Origin of the sequence: Sphingomonas eleionomae (genome assembly GCF_049889035.1) — a bacterium.
Taxonomy (GTDB): Bacteria; Pseudomonadota; Alphaproteobacteria; order Sphingomonadales; family Sphingomonadaceae; genus Sphingomonas.
On the sequence record NZ_JBLTWP010000004.1, the window covers coordinates 82161 to 98230 of the forward strand.

Consider the following 16070-nt stretch of genomic DNA (forward strand, 5'->3'; position numbering starts at 1 on the left):
ATCCTCTAGCGTTTTGCCCGGCCATCAACAGGAGCAACGGCACGTGAGAGTGATCAAGGGCATCTGGAAAGTCCTGGTGGGCATCAAGGACATGCTCGTCCTGCTGTTCATGCTGCTGTTTTTCGGCCTTATCTTCATCGGGCTGGCGTCCAGCCCCAATCCGTCGGCGATCAAGGACGGCGCGCTGCTGCTGGCGCTCAACGGTTCGGTGGTCGAGCAGCCGAGCGAGGTCGATCCCCTTGCCGCGCTGAGCGGGCAGGAAATGCTGGCCGAACATCGCCTGTCGGACCTGGTCCGCGCGCTGGATGCGGCGATCACCGACAAGCGGGTCAAGGCCGTGGTGCTTGACCTTGATCGCTTCACCGGCGGCTATCCCGCGACGGTCGCCAACCTGGCCGATGCGGTGCGCCGCGTGCGGGACAGCGGCAAGCCCGTGCTGGCCTATGCCACCGGCTATACCGACAGCGGCTACCTGTTGGCGGCCAGTGCCAGCGAGGTGTGGGTCAACCCGCAGGGCGGCACGCTGTTCGCCGGGCCGGGCGGGGCGCAGCTTTATTACAAGACGCTGCTCGACAAGCTGGGCGTCAACGCGCACGTCTATCGCGTCGGCACGTACAAGTCGGCGGTCGAGCCCTATACCCGCAGCGACCAGTCGCCCGAGGCCAAGGCGGCGAACCAGGCGCTGTACGGCAGCATCTTTCAGCAATGGGTCGACCGGGTGAAGCAGGCGCGGCCCAAGGCTCAGGTCGATGCGTTCGTCCAGCGCCCGGCCGAGCTGGTGCAGGCGGCGCAGGGTGACATCGCGACGGCGAACAAGAATGCCGGGCTGGTCGATCAGATCGGCGAGCGGCTGGCGTTCGACAAGCGCGTCGCCCAGCTGGTCGGGGCCGAGCCGAACAAGGCCGAGGGCACATACAAGACGATCAAGATGGCCAACTGGATCACCGCGCATCCGGTGAAGCAGGTGGGCAGTCCGATCGGCGTCATCACCATCGCGGGCGAGATCGTCGACGGCGAAGGCGGCAGCGGCACGGTGGGCGGCGATACGATTTCCAAGCTGATCCTGGACGCGCTGGCCAAAAAGGATCTGAAGGCGCTGGTCGTGCGGGTGGATTCGCCCGGCGGTTCGGCGCTGGCATCGGAAAAGATGCGTCAGGCGATCCTGGCGGCCAAGGCGCAGAAGCTGCCCGTCGTGGTGTCGATGGGCGGGCTGGCCGCGTCGGGCGGATACTGGGTATCGACGCCGGGCGACGTGATCTTTGCCGAGCCGAACACGATTACGGGGTCGATCGGCATTTTCGGTATCATCCCGACCTTCGAAGGCACGCTGGCCAAGATCGGCGTCAATGCCGATGGCGTGGCGACGACCCCGCTGACCGGCCAGCCCGATATCTATCGCGGCACCAATCCGACGGTCGATGCGATCCTGCAGTCAGGGATCGAGCGCGGCTATGCCCGGTTCATCGGCCTGGTCGCCCAGTCGCGCAAGCTGACGCCGGAGCGGGTCAACGAGATCGGCCAGGGCCGGGTTTGGGACGGCGGTACCGCCCGCCAGATCAAGCTGGTCGACCGGTTCGGCAACCTGAACGATGCGGTTGCGGAAGCGGCGAAGCTGGCCAAGCTGGACCCGGCCAAGGTGCATCCCCGGTTCCTGGAAAAGGAGCCGGATCCGTTCACCCAATTCCTGGCCCAGCTGACCAAGCCGAGCGACAGCGATGGCGAAGCGTCGGGCACCGACCTGTTCGCGCGGATGACCGCCGAGCGGCAGGCCGTGTTCGCGCAGGCGCTGGGCGATGTCCGCCGCCTGATCGCCGGGCCGTCGGCCGGTGTGCAGGCCCGGTGCCTGGAATGCCAGGCCTATGGCCCCGTCCGCACCCGTGCCGGTGACCGCCACACGGCCCTTACCCTGATCGAAGGAGCGCTTCGTTGATCGACATCCGCGCCGCCACCCCTGACGACGCCGCTGCCATTGCCGCCATCTACGCCCCCTATGTCATCGGCGGGACGGTGAGTTTTGAAAATGTCGCGCCGGACGCCGCCGAAATGCGCGCCCGGATGGAAAAGGCCGCCGGTTTCTATCCCTGGCTGGTGGTCACCCATGGCGAGGGCGATGAGCGCGGCGTCATCGGTTACGCCTATGCCAATGCGTTCCGCGACCGCCCGGCCTATCGCTATGTCGTCGAAACGTCGATCTATGTCGCGGGCGATGCGCAACAGCGCGGCGTCGGCCGGCTGTTGCTGCACGCGCTGGTCGATACGCTGCGCGCGCAGAACTTTACCCAGGCGATCACGGTCATCACGCTGCCCAACGAGGCGTCGGTGGCGCTGCATGAATCGCAGGGGTTTCGCCGGGCGGGGCAATATCGCGAAATCGGGTTCAAGATGGGCCGGTGGATCGATGTCGGGTTCTGGCAGCGCGAGTTGAACGACAGCGTCGTGCCGCCCGAAGAGCCGCTGCCCTTTGCCGATGTCGGCGTCGTGCGCCTGGCGGGCTGAACCCCGTCATCGCAATGATCCGCCCGATCCTGGCCGGTGCGGCGATGATCGCTGTGCCATCGGTGGCCGATGCCGACGATCGCGGCGTCATCTGGAGCGGGGTGACCGCGCAGGGCAAGGTTGCGGGCAATGTCGTTTTGCGGATGGAGGGGCAGTGGCGGCTGACCGATGGGATCGCCGATAGCCAGCAGATCGTGCTGCGCCCGGCGATCGGCGTCGAGATCGCCCCCGACAGCCAGATCCTGGCCGGATATGCCTATTTCCGCACGCGATCCGGGGAGGGACGCGATCAGGACGAGCATCGCTGGTGGCAGCAGGTTCAGTTCCCGTTGCTGCGCGATGCCGAGGGCCGGCCGATCCTGATTTCCCGCACCCGGATCGAGCAGCGGTCGGTGATCGGGTCAGAGGACACGGTATGGCGGCTGCGCCAGATGATCCGGCTGCGCCGGCCGCTGGCCGACGGCGTGACAGGCGACGTCAATGCCGAGCTGTTGTGGAATGCCAATAGCGGCGACTGGGGGCAGCTGGCCGGGCGCGAGCAATGGCGCGGGGGTGCGAACCTGAGCATCGCCATCGCGCCGCGCGTGCAGATCGAACCGGGATACATGGTGCAGTTCGTCCGGCGACCGGGCAAGGACCGGATCAATCACGTCGGCATCCTGGTGCTCGCCTATCAGCTATAGCGGCGGGCGGGGTTGCGGCACCGGACCCGCCACGGCAAAGGCGGACGGCGTCGCCCCATGCCGGAGTATCGTGCCATGCGTCCCCTGATCGCCGCAATCCTTGCCATGCTGCTGCCCGCCGCCGCCCATGCGGAAGAGGATATGCAAGCCTGGGGCGCGGCCATCGCGCAAGGGACGGTCAAGGGCGATGCGTTCGTGTGGCTGGAGGCGCAATGGCGGCTGAGCGACGATGCGTCGCGCACAGGGCAGGTGATCCTGCGCCCGGCGGCGGGCATCCGCTTTGCCCCCGACAGCACGGCGCTGGCCGGATATGCCTATGTCCGCTCGACGCCGGAGGGCGGGGCGGCCACCAACGAGCACCGGCTGTGGCAGCAGGTGCAGTTGCCGCTGGTGCGCGATGGCGATGGTCGGCCGCTGGTGATCAGCCGCACCCGGCTGGAACAGCGGATGGTGGAGGGGCGCGACGACACCGGATGGCGGCTGCGCCAGTTCGTGCGGGTGCAGGTGCCGCTGAACCCCGAGGGCTCGGTTCAGGCGGTCGGCTATACCGAGGCGTTCGTGGCGCTGAATGACACCGACTGGGGCGCGCGGGCCGGGTTCGACCAGTGGCGCAATTTCGTCGGCATCGGCGTGCCGCTGGGCCAACGGCTGCGCATGGAGCCGGGATATCTGAACCAGCGCATCTTTCGCCCCGGCGAGGACCGGACCAACCACATCGTGAACGCGACGCTGTTCTACCGGCTGTAACCGCGCGCGCGGCCGGGGTCAGTCGTCCTGTCGCCGTCCGCGATAGGAGGGCAGGGCGAGTTTCCAGCGGATCGCCGCTGCGCGAAGGCCGAATCCAGCAAGGGCAGCGGGCACGGCGGCGACCATGACCGGCAATCCGGCGATGCTGAGCCCGACATGGGTCCCCGCCGCCAGCGCCGCTGCCGTCACATACAGTTCGGGGCGCATCAGGATCGACGGTTCCCCGGCCAGCACGTCGCGGATGATGCCCCCGGCACAGGCGGTAATGACCCCCATGATGAAGGCGGGGACCGGTTCGACGCCATAGCCCAGCGCCTTGGCCGCGCCAAACACGGCATAGGCGGCAAGACCAAGGGCATCCAGCCAGTCGAACCCCTGACCGCGCCACCATGCCTCTGGCGTCACCCAGATCAGCAGCGCGGCCGCCAGGCAGATGGCGGCGATGAAGGGATGGTGGACCCAGAAGACAGGCGCGCCGATCAAAAGGTCGCGAATGGTGCCGCCGCCGACCCCGGTGATCAGCGCAAAGAAGCAGGCGGTGACAAGCGTCTGCCGCGCCCGCGCCGCCGCCAGCGCTCCGGTTGCGGCAAAGACGGCGATGCCGAACCCGTCGAACCAGGGCAGCAGCGGCGAGAGCAGGGGCAGGGGAAGCGGCGTCATCCGGCGTGTCCGGGGCCGCGGCGATCAGCCTGCCCGGGCGATCCGATCAACGCCGCCTGGGCGCTTCGCCCTGAAAGGGCGGGCCGCACCGCTTGGGCTGCCATTCGTCCTTGCGCCAGCAATTCGGCTGACCAAAGGCGGCCGGGACGCGAAAGGCATAGGCGAGTTCGGGTGCCTGCCAGCCATAGAATTGCTGTTCGCCCCACGGGACCAGCGATCCGCGCAGTTCGCGCATCCGGCGCAGGGCAACGGTGTGCAGCGACCCGCGCGGGGTGAACACCACTTCCCGGCCGATGGATTCGGCGGTGAGGCAGAACATCAGCTGGGCCGAGACGGTCGAAAAGCCGGAATAGATGCGCGTGTTGAACTGATCGAGTGCGGTCTGGGCCGCCCGCTTGTTCTTGGGATTTTCGCGCTCGTAATAGGTGGCGATCGCCTTGTAGCTGTCGGCCAGTTCCTCGCGATGGTTGCGCAGCATCGCGTTGTAGTTTTCGTCGGTCAGCAGCGTCGGTTCGAACTGGCACTGAAGCGCTGCGACGTTGAGCGCCGCACGCACGCTCCATACCAGGGCCGCGCGCTGTTCGTCCGGCTTTGCGTTGGGCATCAGCTGGGTGATGATCCCCGGCTCTGCCCCGGTGACCGGCGGCGAGGTGAGGTCATAGGGTTTGAGGAAGAATTGTGCGTGCGCCGGCGCGGCACCGAACAGCACGGCAAACAGGCATGAGACCAGAAACTTACGCATGGAAACTGACATCCTCCCCCGGGGCCGGGACATGGCCGCGGCACCGAACCTGACCCATCGATACCCTGTTTGAATCCGACCGCGCGTCAAATCAAGGGGATGGGTGGGATGTTCCTACATCGCGTTGGCCGGTTCCGCCACATTATCCATCGCGCCGACATCGGGCACCATGGCGGCATTGTCGGAATCGAGCGTCGCGCCGTCCAGTACGGTCATGTCGTCGCTGATCGTGCCGTCCACCGTATCCAGCTGGTTCAGCTCGGTAATCAGCGTGTTGTCGGTCCGTGCCGTATCCTCTCCGCCGCCGCAGCCGGACAGGGCGGCAAGGGCAAGGGCGGGCGTCAGCAGCTGGCGCAGGCGGCGGTTCATCATGTCTGTCCCCAATGGTTTGCGACCCGGACCGTCAGGTGCCGTGGCGCACAACCCTAAAGGGCGTCCTGCGCGTGCTCAACCCCGCATCGCCCGGATGCGGCCAGCCGGTCGCAAAACTCGGGAAAGCGGGCATGAAGCGCAGCGTCGAAGTCGGCCGGCGTGACAGGGCGGCCAAGCGCAGCGGCGCTGGTGACCGGAAATTCAGGCAGGCCGCAGGGCACGATGCCGCCGAAATGCGACAGATCGGGCGACAGGTTGATCGAAAATCCGTGCATCGTCACCCAGCGACGGACGCGCACGCCGATCGCGCCGATCTTTGCCTCTGTCCCGCCATCGGCCGTCCAGATGCCGACCCGGCCATCCACGGCATAGGCATGGATGCCAAGGTCGCCCAGCGTCGCGATCAGCCATGCCTCAAGCTGATGCACGAAACAGCGCACGTCGCGGCCCCGGCGGGTCAGGTCGAGCATCAGATAGCCGACGCGCTGGCCCGGCCCGTGATAGGTATAGCGCCCGCCGCGACCGGCGGTGTGAACCGGAAAGCGGCGGTCGATCAGTTCGGCGGGGTCCGCGCTGGTCCCGGCGGTGTAGAGCGGCGGGTGTTCGAGCAGCCAGACCAGTTCCTCCGCCGTGCCCGCACCCACCATCGCCGCCCGCTCGGTCATCGCCTGAAGCGCCGCGTCATAATCGGTCAGGCCAGCACTGACGCGCCATTCCACCCCGTCGTGCGGGGCGAGCGGGGTTGCGACGGGATGATCGGCGGCAAGCATTGGCAAGGGGCGGTCCGGGGTCTAGAGCGGCGGCCTGTTTCACTTGGGGAGAAGCGCCCGGATGGTCAATATGCGTGCGGTCTGGGCCAGGACGGCGGCGTTCCTGAACGAACGCGCCGGGATGCTGGCCCCGTTCGCGCTGGCCGCGATCTGGGTGCCGACGGTCGTGGCCGCATTGATCCCGCCGCTTGCTGCAGAACGCGGGACGGTGGTGCAGGTCGCCGTGATCCTGGCCGGGCTGGCGCTGAGCATCCTGGCCTATTGGGGGCGCAGCGTGGTGATGACCGCCGCAATGGCCCCCGAACAGGGCATGGCCGCGCGGCATCTGGCCACCCGGCGCTTTCCGGTGCTGATCGGTGTGATGCTGGTGCTGGGCATCGTCCTGATCGTGGCGGTATCGCCGGTGTTCCTGATCCTGATGATGTACGGCATCGATCCGGCCGTGTTCGTCGGCGCGTCGGATCAGTTGATCCCGGCCGATGCGGCGATGATGGCGGGCGGATATTTCGTGTTGCTGATCCCGATCCTGCTGACGCTGGGCGCGCGGCTGGCGCTGACCGCGCCGGTGGTGATCGCCGAAGGGATGGGCATGGGTGCCATCAACCGGTCGGCGACGCTGACGCGGGGCATGACCGGCAGGCTGATCGGCATGATCCTCTTGTACGCGGCTGTCGCCCTGCTGACGACATTGGGCGTGACCGACGGCCTGGGCCGCGTGCTGATCCCCGCGCTGGGCGGCGATGGGCCATGGGCGCCGGGCGTGCTGGCGACGCTGGTGCTGCTGGCGCTGGCCGAAACGCTGCTGGGCGTGGTGGCCGCGACGTTTGTGGGCAAGCTCTACCTGGCGGCGGTGGCGCGCCAGCACCGGACCGACGCGGCGGCAGCGGCATGACCCTTCGCCTGACCGAGGGGTTCGAGGTTGCGCTGACCCTGGTGCGGCGCGACCGCAGCGTCCTGATCCCGCTGGCCGGATTGTTCTTTGCCTGGCCCGCGCTGGCGCAGCAGCTGTTGATCCCGCCGCTGGACACCACAGGCGTGGCGCAGGATGCGCAGCTGGCGCTGATGATCGGCTATCTGGCGGATCATTCGCTGATGCTGGTGCTGTCGATGCTGATGAACAGTTTCGGCACGGCCGTCATCCTGACCCTGTATCTCGATCCCCGGCAGCTCGATGTCGGCGGCGCGATGATCGCGGCGCTGCGCAGCTTTCCCCGCTATCTGACCGGGGTGGTGCTGGCCGGGCTGGTCGCGGGCATCGGGTTTTTCCTGCTGATCGTGCCGGGCATCTATTTCACCGCGCGGGCGATGATGATCGGTCCGCGGCTGATCGCGCGGCCGGACGAGCCGTTGAACGATGCCGTCGGCCAGGCGGTGGCGATGACGGCAAAGGGCGGATGGATGATCGCGGCCATGTGGCTGACCATCCTGATCGGCAGCTTTTCGGCCAGCATCGTGGCGAACGGCATCGACAGCATGGCAAAGGCGACGGGATCGACCGGCCAGATCGTGGAATTGCCCGCCGCGTTCGTGCTGGCGCTGGCCAGCGGGGCGGCGGGGCTGGCGCTCGCACTGTTGCAGGTGGCGCTTTACTGGCGGCTGGCCGGTTCAAGCAGGGGGATCTGAGGCGCGGCATCGCGCGGCAAAAGGCCGGCAAGGCGCGGATCGGCAAAGGTTTCGATCGTCCGGCGCAGCGGCTGAAACCCGTGCCTGCGGTAAAAGCCGAGCGCGGCGGGATGATCGAGGGTGCAGGTGTTGACCCTGACCTCTGCAATGCCCGGCCGCCATATCAGCGCCATCGCCATGGCCATCAGCCAGTCGCCCTGCCGCTTGCCCGTCCATTCGGGAACCAGCCCGAAATAGTCGAGACTGGCCCACGCGCCGTCGATCAGCGTGAATTCCAGCAGCCCGACCTCGATCCCCCGGCGGTCGGTGACGGCGTGCACCTGTGTTCCCGGCTTGCGAATCTGCGCAAGCAGCGCGGTGTCGTCCAGCGCCAGTCGGGAAAACCACAGCCACGGCGCGCCGACCCGTTCGAACAGGATGCGATAGGCCGCCGGCGAAGGGTCGGCCCAGCGCACCAGGCGCAGCGGCGATGGCGGCAGCGGCGCGGGGCGCGGCCGGTCGCGCAGGACCAGGGTGGTGACCACCGCCGCGATCTGGCCGGGGGCGACCGGCGTCAGTCCCATCGGGCGATCAGTCCCAGACGGCTTCCGGCGGAAGGCTCATCAGAATGGCGTCGATATTGCCGCCGGTCTTGAGCCCGAACAGCGTGCCGCGGTCATAGACCAGGTTGAATTCGGCATAGCGGCCGCGCCACACCAGCTGGGCGTGCTTGTCCTCTGCCGTGAAGGGCTGGTTCATCCGCTTGCGGACCAGGGGCGGATAGGCGGCAAGGAACGCGTCGCCGACCGATCGGGTGAGGGCGAAGTCGGCGTCGAAATCCCCTTCCTGATGATCGTAGAAGATGCCGCCCACGCCGCGATGGACGCCGCGATGGGGGATGTAGAAATAGTCGTCGGCCCATGCCTTGAACTTCGGATAATAGGCCGGGTCGTGCGTATCGCACGCGGCCTGCATCTGTTCATGGAAAAACGCCGTATCCTCGTCATACGGGATCGGCGGATTGAGGTCCGCACCCCCGCCGAACCAGCGGCGCGTGGTGACCAGGAACCGGGTGTTCATGTGCACGGCGGGGACGTGCGGATTGGCCATGTGCGCGACCAGGCTGATTCCGGTGGCGAAGAATTCCGGCTGTTCGGCCGCGCCATGGATGGATTTTGCAAACTCCCCCTCGAACGTCCCGCCGACGGTGGAGACGTTGACACCGACCTTTTCGAACACCTTGCCCTTCATCAGGCCGCGCACGCCGCCGCCGCCCGGTTCGCCCGACGGATCGGTCCGATCCCAAGGCAGATAATCGAAGCTGGCGTCGGAGCCTGCCTCCCGCTCGATCGCCTCGAACTCCGCACAGATGCGGTCGCGCAGGGATTCGAACCAGGTGCGGGCGGCGGTTTGCTGTTCGTCGAGCGGTTTCATGCGCGCCGTTCTAGCCATGGAACGAGCCCGGCGTCGAGCCATGGATGACCGGCATGACAATGTTTGTTGTCAGACGCGCGATACACTGCGATGGCGTCGGCCGGCGTTCGGGTGCAATCAGTCCTGCGCCTGTGGCCAGCCGCCGGTCTGACGCAGCGCCTCGCCAAGCACCATGGCACAGCTGACCGCGACGTTGAGTGAGCGCAGCCCCCCCGCCATCGGCACGCGGACGCGCGCATCGGCGCGGGCGTGCACGTCCGCCGGAACGCCCGACCCCTCTGACCCGAACAGCAGGATATCGTCGGCATCGAAGCTGAACCGGTCCAGCCGGTCGGCCCCGGCGATGGTGGCCAGCACGATGCGGCCGGGCGTCGCGGCAAGGAAGCCGGACCAGTCGGCATGGCGGACCAGCCGGGCGCGATCGGCATAGTCCATGCCCGCGCGGCGCAGCGCCCGATCCCCGAACGGGAACCCCATCGGTTCGATCAGATCCACCGGCACGTCCATGCACGCCGCCAGGCGAAGGATGGTGCCGACATTGCCTGCAATGTCCGGTTGATAGAGCGCAATCCGCATGAAACCGCCTTAACGGTTGTCGCGCCCGGTGCAATCGCGGCCCCGCTTATCGATTTTGACGATTGCCAGAGCGGTAAATTGTTATTGGCATTTGCGCGTTTCTCTGTCTATCACGCCGCCAGCCGCCGGGGGCAGACGGCCGTGCACCGTGCGTGCGCGCTCGTTTGTCCAACCGGAACGAGGCGTTTTCTGCGCCGAAATCCATGGTTAGCAAGGCTGATATAGATGGCAACGGTTGACAATCTGACCCCCGGCGATTCGGCAGTGAGCGCGGACGACACGCTCGCCGATCCCCGCCGCCGCGACTATCTGAGCATCGCCGCCGTGTCCTTTGCGGGCGTTGGCGCGGGCGTGATCGCGCTGCCGCTGATCAATCAGATGAATCCTTCCGCCGACGTGCTGGCGCAATCGACGACCGCCGTCGATTTGTCCGCGATCCAGCCGGGCCAGTCGATCAAGGCGACGTTCCGCAAACAGCCCCTGTTCGTGCGGAACCTGACGCCCGAGGAAATCGCCCAGGCGAACCAGGTCGATTCCGCCAGCCTGCGCGATCCGCAGACGCTGGCCGAGCGGACCAAGGAAGGGAAGAACAACTGGCTGGTCACGCTGGGCGTGTGCACCCATCTGGGCTGCGTGCCGCTGGGCGCCGGCGAGGGCGAGAACAAGGGCCCGTTCGGCGGATATTTCTGCCCGTGCCATGGTTCGGCCTATGACACGGCCGGCCGCATCCGGTCCGGCCCGGCGCCAAAGAACCTGGCGGTGCCGGAATACGCATTCACCAGCGACACCACGATTCAGGTTGGTTGAGGAGCAGAACCATGAGCTTCCCCTGGGCCAAGAAGTACGAGCCGAAGAATCCGGTCATGCAGTGGGTGGATCAACGCCTGCCGCTGCCGCGCTTTGTCTATGGTGCGGTCGGTGGCGGTTATCCCGTTCCCCGCAACCTGAACTATATGTGGAACTTCGGCGTGCTTGCGGGCGCGGCGCTGGCCATCCAGATCATCACCGGCATCGTGCTGGCGATGCATTACGCAGCCAACGCGACGATCGCGTTCGACAGCGTCGAACACATCATGCGCGACGTGAACCAGGGCTGGTTGCTGCGTTATGCGCACGCAAACGGCGCCTCGATGTTCTTCATCGTCGTCTATACGCACATCGCCCGCGGCCTGTATTACGGGTCGTACAAGGCGCCGCGTGAGATGATCTGGCTGCTCGGCGTGGTCATCTTCCTGTTGATGATGGCGACCGCGTTCATGGGCTATGTGCTGCCCTGGGGTCAGATGAGCTTCTGGGGCGCGCAGGTCATCACCGGCTTCTTTACCGCCATTCCGCTGGTGGGCGAGCCGATCCAGATCTGGCTGCTGGGCGGCTATGCGCCGGACAATGCGACGCTGAACCGCTTCTTCTCGCTCCACTATCTGATGCCGTTCGTCATTGCCGGCGTGATCGTGCTGCACATCTGGGCGCTGCACATTCCGGGTTCGAACAACCCGACCGGCGTCGATGTGAAGGGCGAACAGGACACAGTGCCGTTCCACCCCTATTACACGGCGAAGGACGGTTTCGGCCTGGGCGTGTTCCTGCTGGTGTTTGCGGGCCTGCTGTTCTTTGCGCCGAACGCGCTGGGCCACCCGGACAACTATATCCCGGCCAACCCGCTGTCGACGCCGGCGCATATCGTGCCCGAATGGTACTTCCTGCCCTTCTACGCCATTCTGAAGTCGTTCACCGTCGACTTCATCCTGGAAGCGAAGCTGTGGGGCGTGCTGGCCATGTTCGGCTCGATCCTGCTGCTGTTCTTCCTGCCCTGGCTGGATGGCTCGCCGGTCCGGTCGTCCAATTACCGGCCGACCTATCGCGTGTTCTTCTGGGTGCTGATCGCTGACGTGTTCGTGCTGGGTTATGTCGGCGGCGCCGAACCGACCACGCCGAACGTCATCATCGGCCAGATCGCGACCGCTTACTACTTCCTGCACTTCCTGGTCATCCTGCCGATCGTGTCGATGATGGAGCGGCCCCGCCCGCTGCCCAATTCGATCACCGAAGCCGTGCTTGCCAAGAAGGGCGGAACCAGCCCGACCAAGACCGCGATTGCCGGTGGCCCCGCCGCCGTCCCGGCCGAATAAGGACTGAACCCGACCATGATCCGTCTTGTTTCCATCCTGATCGGCATTGGCGTTGCGATCGTGCTGCTGATCGGCCTGTTCGGCTCGATCATGGCCGAAGAAGCGCCGCACACCGTCGAGCATGAATTCCACCTGAAGCCCAAGGACGTGAGCTTTGCGTCCGACGGCATCTTTGGCGGGTTCAGCAAGAACCAGGCCCAGCTGCAGCGCGGGTTCCAGGTGTACAAGGAAGTCTGTTCGGCGTGCCATTCGCTGCGCTTGGTGTCGTTCCGCGACCTGGAAGGCATCGGTTACAGCGAAGCGCAGGTGAAGACGATCGCCGCCGAATGGGCCGTGCAGCAGCCGACGATCAACGAGGAAACCGGCGAGGCCGGCACGCGTCCGAATCTTCCGTCGGATCGTTTCCCGCTGGTCTATGCCAATGAAGCCGCTGCCCGCGCGGCGCAGAACGGCGCAGTGCCGCCGGACCTGTCGCTGATGACCAAGGCGCGCCCGCATGGGCCGCAATATGTCTATTCGCTGCTGACCGGATATTCGGACGTTCCGCCGGAACTGCTTAAGGAGTTCCCGAACTATCAGGTGCCGGGCGGTCTGAACTTCAACCGCTATTTCCCGACCCTGGCGCTTGCCATGGCCGCGCCGCTGGCAGCCGATGGTCAGGTGACCTATCAGGACGGGACCAACCCGACCGTCGATCAGATGGCCAAGGACGTTTCCTCGTTCCTGGTGTGGACGGCCGAACCGAAGCTGGAAGTGCGCAAGCAGACCGGCGTCGCGGCGATCCTGTTCATCCTGATCTTCACCGCGCTGGCCTATGGTGCCTATCGCAACATCTGGCGCGATCTGAAGCATTGATCGCCTGAACCGGCAAACGCATCCGGCCCGCCCGACCCCTTGTCCGGCGGGCCGTTTGTTGTCCGGCGCAGCGGCATTTTGCATCGAGCGCAGCGGCATTTTGCATTGAACGCAGCGCCCGCCCGGCTATGCGGATCGGCGACAAGGGGACGGCCATGACACAGGAAACCATCACCGGCAGCGCAGATATCGCCGCGCGCATCCGCACCATTCCCGATTTTCCCAAGCCGGGCATCCTGTTCCGCGACATCACGACCCTGTTGCTGGATGGCGAGGGACTGAAGCTGGCGGTCGAAGGGATGCTGGCTGAGGTCGAGGGGCCGGTCGATCTGGTCGCGGGCATCGAGGCGCGGGGCTTTGTCTTCGCGCCCGCCCTAGCGCTTGCCCTTGGCGCCGGCGTGCTGCTGATCCGCAAGGACGGCAAGCTGCCCGGCGCGACCATCGCCGAGGATTATGCGCTGGAATATGGGACGGACCGGATCGCCATCCATGTCGATGCGGTGGCACCGGGCGCGCGCGTCCTGCTGGTCGACGACCTGATCGCCACGGGGGGTACGGCGCGGGCGGCAGTACGGCTGCTGCGCAAGGCGGGGGCCGTGGTGACGCAGGCGGCGTTCGTCATCGACCTGCCCGATCTGGGCGGGGCGGAACTGCTGCGCGCCGACGACGTATCGGTCCACGCGCTGGTCGGTTTTCCGGGACACTGATCACGATCCCGCGTGTTCCGCGATGACGGGTCGTTCAGCCGCCGCTCAGCGTCGGAATGGGACCATCCTGCATCAACGGAACGGGAGTGGATGCGATGAACCATGCGCTCAAGACACTGGCCCTGACGATCGTGGCGGGGGCCGGACTGACGGCCTGCACCGATTATGGCTATGGCGGCTATGGCTACAGCTCGGTCGCTGTCGGGATCGGCGGGCCCATCGGCTATGCCGATGACTGGTATGACCCCAGCTGGGGCGACCCCTATTGGGGCTGGCACCGCGGCTATTATTATCCCGGCACCGGCTATTACGTGTATGACCGGTATCGACGCCCCTATCGCTGGAACGGATATCAGCAGCGATATTGGCAGGGGCGCCATCATGGCTGGCGCGGCGATCGCCGGGCGGTCCGGCCCTACTGGAACGATTTCGACCGGGGCTGGCGCAGCGGCGGAAGGCGCGGCTGGCGCCGCTGACCGGGCCGGGCGAATGAGGGTGCCTGATCGCCAATCAGTCGTTTAGCGTGGCGATTGGCGACCCATGTCCGCTCATCCTGAGCTTATGGAAGGATGCTGCCCTGCGTGCCGATTGTCGGAATGTGTCCCTAGACAGGCTCAGGACGAGCGATTGGGGGCAATCGCCTATTCCTTCCCACCGGGTGCGGGCGTGCAGCGATAGGTGAGCCATTCATTGGGCCGCGCGGGCAAGGTCTGGCGAAGCGCAGCCTGATCGCGGGCCAGCTGATCCAGCGTCGTGCGGTCGGTTGAGCACGCCTTTTGCGTCACGCCGCCGCGCAGTCGCCGCGCCTCGGCCAGTCGCGCGGCGGGCAGGTAATAGCGGCTGTCGGTCAGCGTCATGCTGGCCGGATCATAGCGCATCACGGACACGGTGGTGTCGGTTGCGGGGACAAGGACCCGTTCCCAAGCCTGACCCGCCGGCGTGTACTGGGTGGTGCCGTTCATGCAGCCATCGCCGCGCCAGTCGATGGGAACGTCCTGTGTTTCGGAAACGGTGATCCGGCTGCGCTCGGTCAGGATGGTGCAGGTCATCGGCCCGGTTTGCGCGGCACGGACGGCGGGCGGCACGGCGGCGAAGTCGCGGCCCGCCTCTGCCAGGGTCTGTGTGCCCGGGCGAAGCAGGAAGGCAAGGATCGCCGTGATTATCAGCAGCCCGCCAAGGACGGCCAGGGCGATGGCCGGCCCCTTCCTTCCCCGGTTGGCCAGCAACCCGGCCCCGCCCAGCGACAGGACGGACAATGCCAGCGCCAGCGCGGCCGCAGCAATGAAGTTTTCCCGCACCGATTGATGCTCCGCGCGGGCAAGGTCGAGGCGTCGGGCGCGTTCCATGGCACTTTGCTGTTCGGCGGCCCGCGCGGCGTCGGCGGTGCGTGCGGCGGCCAGATCCTCCGCCTCCCGCTGTTGTTCCAGCAATTCCTCTGCCCCGATACAGGGCACGCCGATGGTGCGCACCGTCTGTTTCGCCTCGCGCAGAAAAGCCGCCAGCTCCGCCTCGGTCACGGCGATGCCGAAGCTGCTGTCCCCTTCCTCGCCGCGGGTCAGCGCGCTGTTCACGCCAAGCACCCTGCCGCACCGGTCGAGCAGCGGGCCGCCGGAATTGCCGCGCGCGATGCTGGCGGTGTGCAGCAGGACATTGGTCCCGACGAGGCTGCGCTGACCGGACAGGACGCCCTGCGAGCGGACGGGAGACAAGGGCGTGATGAAATCGCGGGCCGAGCGGGCGGTCGCCAGATCGACATTGCCGGGATAGCCGAGCGCGACGACCGCCTCACCCTCGCCCATCGGGCCGGTGAACAGGACCAGCGGGCTGAGGCGCACGCCGTCGAACTCGATCAGGGCAAGGTCGCGGTCCGGGTCCAGCGCGATCAGCCGACCCTGAACGGCGCGGGCCCCCTCTGACGGCACCACGCCGATGATGACATTGCCGGGATAGCGGGCCGCCGCCTCCACCACATGGGCGTTGGTGACGATGCGGTTGGGCGCGACGGCAAAGCCGCTGCCATGGCTGAAATCGACAACCTCGTCATCGATGACCGCAATGGTGACGATGCGGACGACGCCGCGCGACGATGCGGCGATGTCATCGGCACGGGCGGGCGCGCCAAGGCCGATCAGGAAAGCAAAAGCCAGGATCAGCCGGATGACCATCGGTGGCGAGGATTAGAGGCGCGACTGTGCGCTGTCGAGCGCAGCTTGAACCCATTCTTCATCTTTTGGGCCAAGACCGGTGCCCGCCATACTGTGCCAGGAGTTCGGCGTGAGGATCAAAGATCGGCCATG

General features: G+C 66.6%; 19 protein-coding genes. 11 read left to right on the top strand and 8 right to left on the bottom strand.

Translation table 11 applies throughout. The features are described from left to right. Nucleotides 1-43 precede the first annotated feature (43 nt). The 4 genes from sppA (at nucleotide 44) to ACNI3Q_RS11610 (ending at nucleotide 3926) form a co-directional block, all read left to right on the top strand. Nucleotides 44-1930 (top strand): signal peptide peptidase SppA, encoded by a 1887-nt coding sequence (gene sppA, locus ACNI3Q_RS11595; RefSeq protein WP_426276847.1) that lies wholly within the window; start codon nucleotides 44-46, stop codon nucleotides 1928-1930. Next, nucleotides 1927-2496 carry a GNAT family N-acetyltransferase gene (locus ACNI3Q_RS11600; protein ID WP_426276849.1) on the top strand — a complete coding sequence of 190 codons (570 nt, stop codon included), beginning with the start codon at nucleotides 1927-1929 and terminating at the stop codon, nucleotides 2494-2496. The genes sppA and ACNI3Q_RS11600 overlap by 4 nt, the downstream gene beginning before the upstream one ends. A 14-nt stretch (nucleotides 2497-2510) precedes the next feature. Beyond that, complete coding sequence (locus ACNI3Q_RS11605) at nucleotides 2511-3179, top strand: DUF2490 domain-containing protein (RefSeq protein ID WP_426276851.1); 669 nt, start codon at nucleotides 2511-2513, stop codon at nucleotides 3177-3179. 75 nt (nucleotides 3180-3254) lie between these two features. Next, nucleotides 3255-3926: a DUF2490 domain-containing protein gene (locus ACNI3Q_RS11610; RefSeq protein WP_426276853.1), complete on the top strand. Its 672-nt coding sequence runs from the start codon at nucleotides 3255-3257 to the stop codon at nucleotides 3924-3926. A gap of 18 nt (nucleotides 3927-3944) precedes the next feature. Here the strand turns inward: ACNI3Q_RS11610 and ACNI3Q_RS11615 are convergent, their stop codons facing one another. The 4 genes from ACNI3Q_RS11615 to lipB all read right to left on the bottom strand — a co-directional run bounded on the left by ACNI3Q_RS11615 (nucleotide 3945) and on the right by lipB (nucleotide 6470). After that, nucleotides 3945-4586 carry a trimeric intracellular cation channel family protein gene (locus ACNI3Q_RS11615; protein WP_426276855.1) on the bottom strand — a complete coding sequence of 214 codons (642 nt, stop codon included), beginning with the start codon at nucleotides 4584-4586 and terminating at the stop codon, nucleotides 3945-3947. Between the two features lie 46 nt (nucleotides 4587-4632). After that, a complete protein-coding gene (locus tag ACNI3Q_RS11620; RefSeq protein WP_426276857.1) occupies nucleotides 4633-5328 on the bottom strand; it encodes a hypothetical protein in 696 nt (231 codons plus the stop codon). 114 nt (nucleotides 5329-5442) lie between these two features. Further along, nucleotides 5443-5700: a hypothetical protein gene (locus tag ACNI3Q_RS11625; protein WP_426276859.1), complete on the bottom strand. Its 258-nt coding sequence runs from the start codon at nucleotides 5698-5700 to the stop codon at nucleotides 5443-5445. Between the two features lie 53 nt (nucleotides 5701-5753). Beyond that, a complete protein-coding gene (gene lipB, locus ACNI3Q_RS11630; RefSeq protein WP_426276861.1) occupies nucleotides 5754-6470 on the bottom strand; it encodes a lipoyl(octanoyl) transferase LipB in 717 nt (238 codons plus the stop codon). Between the two features lie 61 nt (nucleotides 6471-6531). Between lipB and ACNI3Q_RS11635 the strand changes: the two genes are divergently transcribed. Both ACNI3Q_RS11635 and ACNI3Q_RS11640 read left to right on the top strand, forming a co-directional pair. Then, nucleotides 6532-7362 carry a hypothetical protein gene (locus ACNI3Q_RS11635; protein WP_426276863.1) on the top strand — a complete coding sequence of 277 codons (831 nt, stop codon included), beginning with the start codon at nucleotides 6532-6534 and terminating at the stop codon, nucleotides 7360-7362. Continuing rightward, nucleotides 7359-8093, top strand: coding sequence for a hypothetical protein (locus ACNI3Q_RS11640; RefSeq protein ID WP_426276865.1), 735 nt, complete (start codon nucleotides 7359-7361; stop codon nucleotides 8091-8093). Before ACNI3Q_RS11635 ends, ACNI3Q_RS11640 begins: the two co-directional genes overlap by 4 nt. Here ACNI3Q_RS11640 and ACNI3Q_RS11645 read toward each other — a convergent pair. The 3 genes from ACNI3Q_RS11645 to ACNI3Q_RS11655 all read right to left on the bottom strand — a co-directional run bounded on the left by ACNI3Q_RS11645 (nucleotide 8057) and on the right by ACNI3Q_RS11655 (nucleotide 10082). Further along, nucleotides 8057-8656 (bottom strand): GNAT family N-acetyltransferase, encoded by a 600-nt coding sequence (locus ACNI3Q_RS11645; RefSeq protein WP_426276867.1) that lies wholly within the window; start codon nucleotides 8654-8656, stop codon nucleotides 8057-8059. The two genes, ACNI3Q_RS11640 and ACNI3Q_RS11645, sit on opposite strands and share 37 nt — an antisense overlap. A gap of 7 nt (nucleotides 8657-8663) precedes the next feature. Then, complete coding sequence (gene hemF, locus ACNI3Q_RS11650) at nucleotides 8664-9506, bottom strand: oxygen-dependent coproporphyrinogen oxidase (RefSeq protein WP_426276869.1); 843 nt, start codon at nucleotides 9504-9506, stop codon at nucleotides 8664-8666. 117 nt (nucleotides 9507-9623) lie between these two features. After that, nucleotides 9624-10082, bottom strand: a complete 459-nt coding sequence (locus tag ACNI3Q_RS11655; protein WP_426276871.1) for a tRNA (cytidine(34)-2'-O)-methyltransferase — start codon at nucleotides 10080-10082, stop codon at nucleotides 9624-9626. 225 nt (nucleotides 10083-10307) lie between these two features. On the opposite strand from ACNI3Q_RS11655, the gene petA reads away from it, so the two are divergent. The 5 genes from petA to ACNI3Q_RS11680 all read left to right on the top strand — a co-directional run bounded on the left by petA (nucleotide 10308) and on the right by ACNI3Q_RS11680 (nucleotide 14249). After that, on the top strand, nucleotides 10308-10889 hold the full coding sequence (petA, locus tag ACNI3Q_RS11660; protein WP_260020348.1) for a ubiquinol-cytochrome c reductase iron-sulfur subunit: 582 nt from the start codon (nucleotides 10308-10310) through the stop codon (nucleotides 10887-10889). Nucleotides 10890-10900: 11 nt separating this feature from the next. Next, nucleotides 10901-12211, top strand: a complete 1311-nt coding sequence (locus ACNI3Q_RS11665) for a cytochrome b (protein WP_426276873.1) — start codon at nucleotides 10901-10903, stop codon at nucleotides 12209-12211. Between the two features lie 15 nt (nucleotides 12212-12226). Continuing rightward, nucleotides 12227-13066: a cytochrome c1 gene (locus ACNI3Q_RS11670; RefSeq protein ID WP_426276875.1), complete on the top strand. Its 840-nt coding sequence runs from the start codon at nucleotides 12227-12229 to the stop codon at nucleotides 13064-13066. 155 nt (nucleotides 13067-13221) lie between these two features. Next, nucleotides 13222-13773 carry an adenine phosphoribosyltransferase gene (locus ACNI3Q_RS11675; RefSeq protein WP_426276877.1) on the top strand — a complete coding sequence of 184 codons (552 nt, stop codon included), beginning with the start codon at nucleotides 13222-13224 and terminating at the stop codon, nucleotides 13771-13773. A gap of 95 nt (nucleotides 13774-13868) precedes the next feature. Beyond that, the gene (locus ACNI3Q_RS11680; RefSeq protein WP_426276879.1) at nucleotides 13869-14249 is read left to right on the top strand and encodes a hypothetical protein; all 381 of its coding nucleotides are present in this window, start codon (nucleotides 13869-13871) and stop codon (nucleotides 14247-14249) included. A 165-nt stretch (nucleotides 14250-14414) separates the two neighbouring features. Here the strand turns inward: ACNI3Q_RS11680 and ACNI3Q_RS11685 are convergent, their stop codons facing one another. After that, nucleotides 14415-15938 (bottom strand): trypsin-like peptidase domain-containing protein, encoded by a 1524-nt coding sequence (locus tag ACNI3Q_RS11685; RefSeq protein WP_426276881.1) that lies wholly within the window; start codon nucleotides 15936-15938, stop codon nucleotides 14415-14417. Nucleotides 15939-16070: the final 132 nt, after the last annotated feature.

Bases quoted from the DNA above. Each gene is read 5' to 3' on its own strand.
- ACNI3Q_RS11605 (WP_426276851.1), top strand. From the start codon at position 2,511: ATGATCCGCCCGATCCTGGCCGGTGCGGCGATGATCGCTGTGCCATCG.
- ACNI3Q_RS11610 (WP_426276853.1), top strand. From the start codon at position 3,255: ATGCGTCCCCTGATCGCCGCAATCCTTGCCATGCTGCTGCCCGCCGCC.
- ACNI3Q_RS11615 (WP_426276855.1), bottom strand. From the start codon at position 4,586: ATGACGCCGCTTCCCCTGCCCCTGCTCTCGCCGCTGCTGCCCTGGTTC.
- ACNI3Q_RS11620 (WP_426276857.1), bottom strand. From the start codon at position 5,328: ATGCGTAAGTTTCTGGTCTCATGCCTGTTTGCCGTGCTGTTCGGTGCC.
- ACNI3Q_RS11625 (WP_426276859.1), bottom strand. From the start codon at position 5,700: ATGATGAACCGCCGCCTGCGCCAGCTGCTGACGCCCGCCCTTGCCCTT.
- lipB (WP_426276861.1), bottom strand. From the start codon at position 6,470: ATGCTTGCCGCCGATCATCCCGTCGCAACCCCGCTCGCCCCGCACGAC.
- ACNI3Q_RS11635 (WP_426276863.1), top strand. From the start codon at position 6,532: ATGGTCAATATGCGTGCGGTCTGGGCCAGGACGGCGGCGTTCCTGAAC.
- ACNI3Q_RS11640 (WP_426276865.1), top strand. From the start codon at position 7,359: ATGACCCTTCGCCTGACCGAGGGGTTCGAGGTTGCGCTGACCCTGGTG.
- ACNI3Q_RS11645 (WP_426276867.1), bottom strand. From the start codon at position 8,656: ATGGGACTGACGCCGGTCGCCCCCGGCCAGATCGCGGCGGTGGTCACC.
- hemF (WP_426276869.1), bottom strand. From the start codon at position 9,506: ATGAAACCGCTCGACGAACAGCAAACCGCCGCCCGCACCTGGTTCGAA.
- ACNI3Q_RS11655 (WP_426276871.1), bottom strand. From the start codon at position 10,082: ATGCGGATTGCGCTCTATCAACCGGACATTGCAGGCAATGTCGGCACC.
- petA (WP_260020348.1), top strand. From the start codon at position 10,308: ATGGCAACGGTTGACAATCTGACCCCCGGCGATTCGGCAGTGAGCGCG.
- ACNI3Q_RS11665 (WP_426276873.1), top strand. From the start codon at position 10,901: ATGAGCTTCCCCTGGGCCAAGAAGTACGAGCCGAAGAATCCGGTCATG.
- ACNI3Q_RS11670 (WP_426276875.1), top strand. From the start codon at position 12,227: ATGATCCGTCTTGTTTCCATCCTGATCGGCATTGGCGTTGCGATCGTG.
- ACNI3Q_RS11675 (WP_426276877.1), top strand. From the start codon at position 13,222: ATGACACAGGAAACCATCACCGGCAGCGCAGATATCGCCGCGCGCATC.
- ACNI3Q_RS11680 (WP_426276879.1), top strand. From the start codon at position 13,869: ATGAACCATGCGCTCAAGACACTGGCCCTGACGATCGTGGCGGGGGCC.
- ACNI3Q_RS11685 (WP_426276881.1), bottom strand. From the start codon at position 15,938: ATGGTCATCCGGCTGATCCTGGCTTTTGCTTTCCTGATCGGCCTTGGC.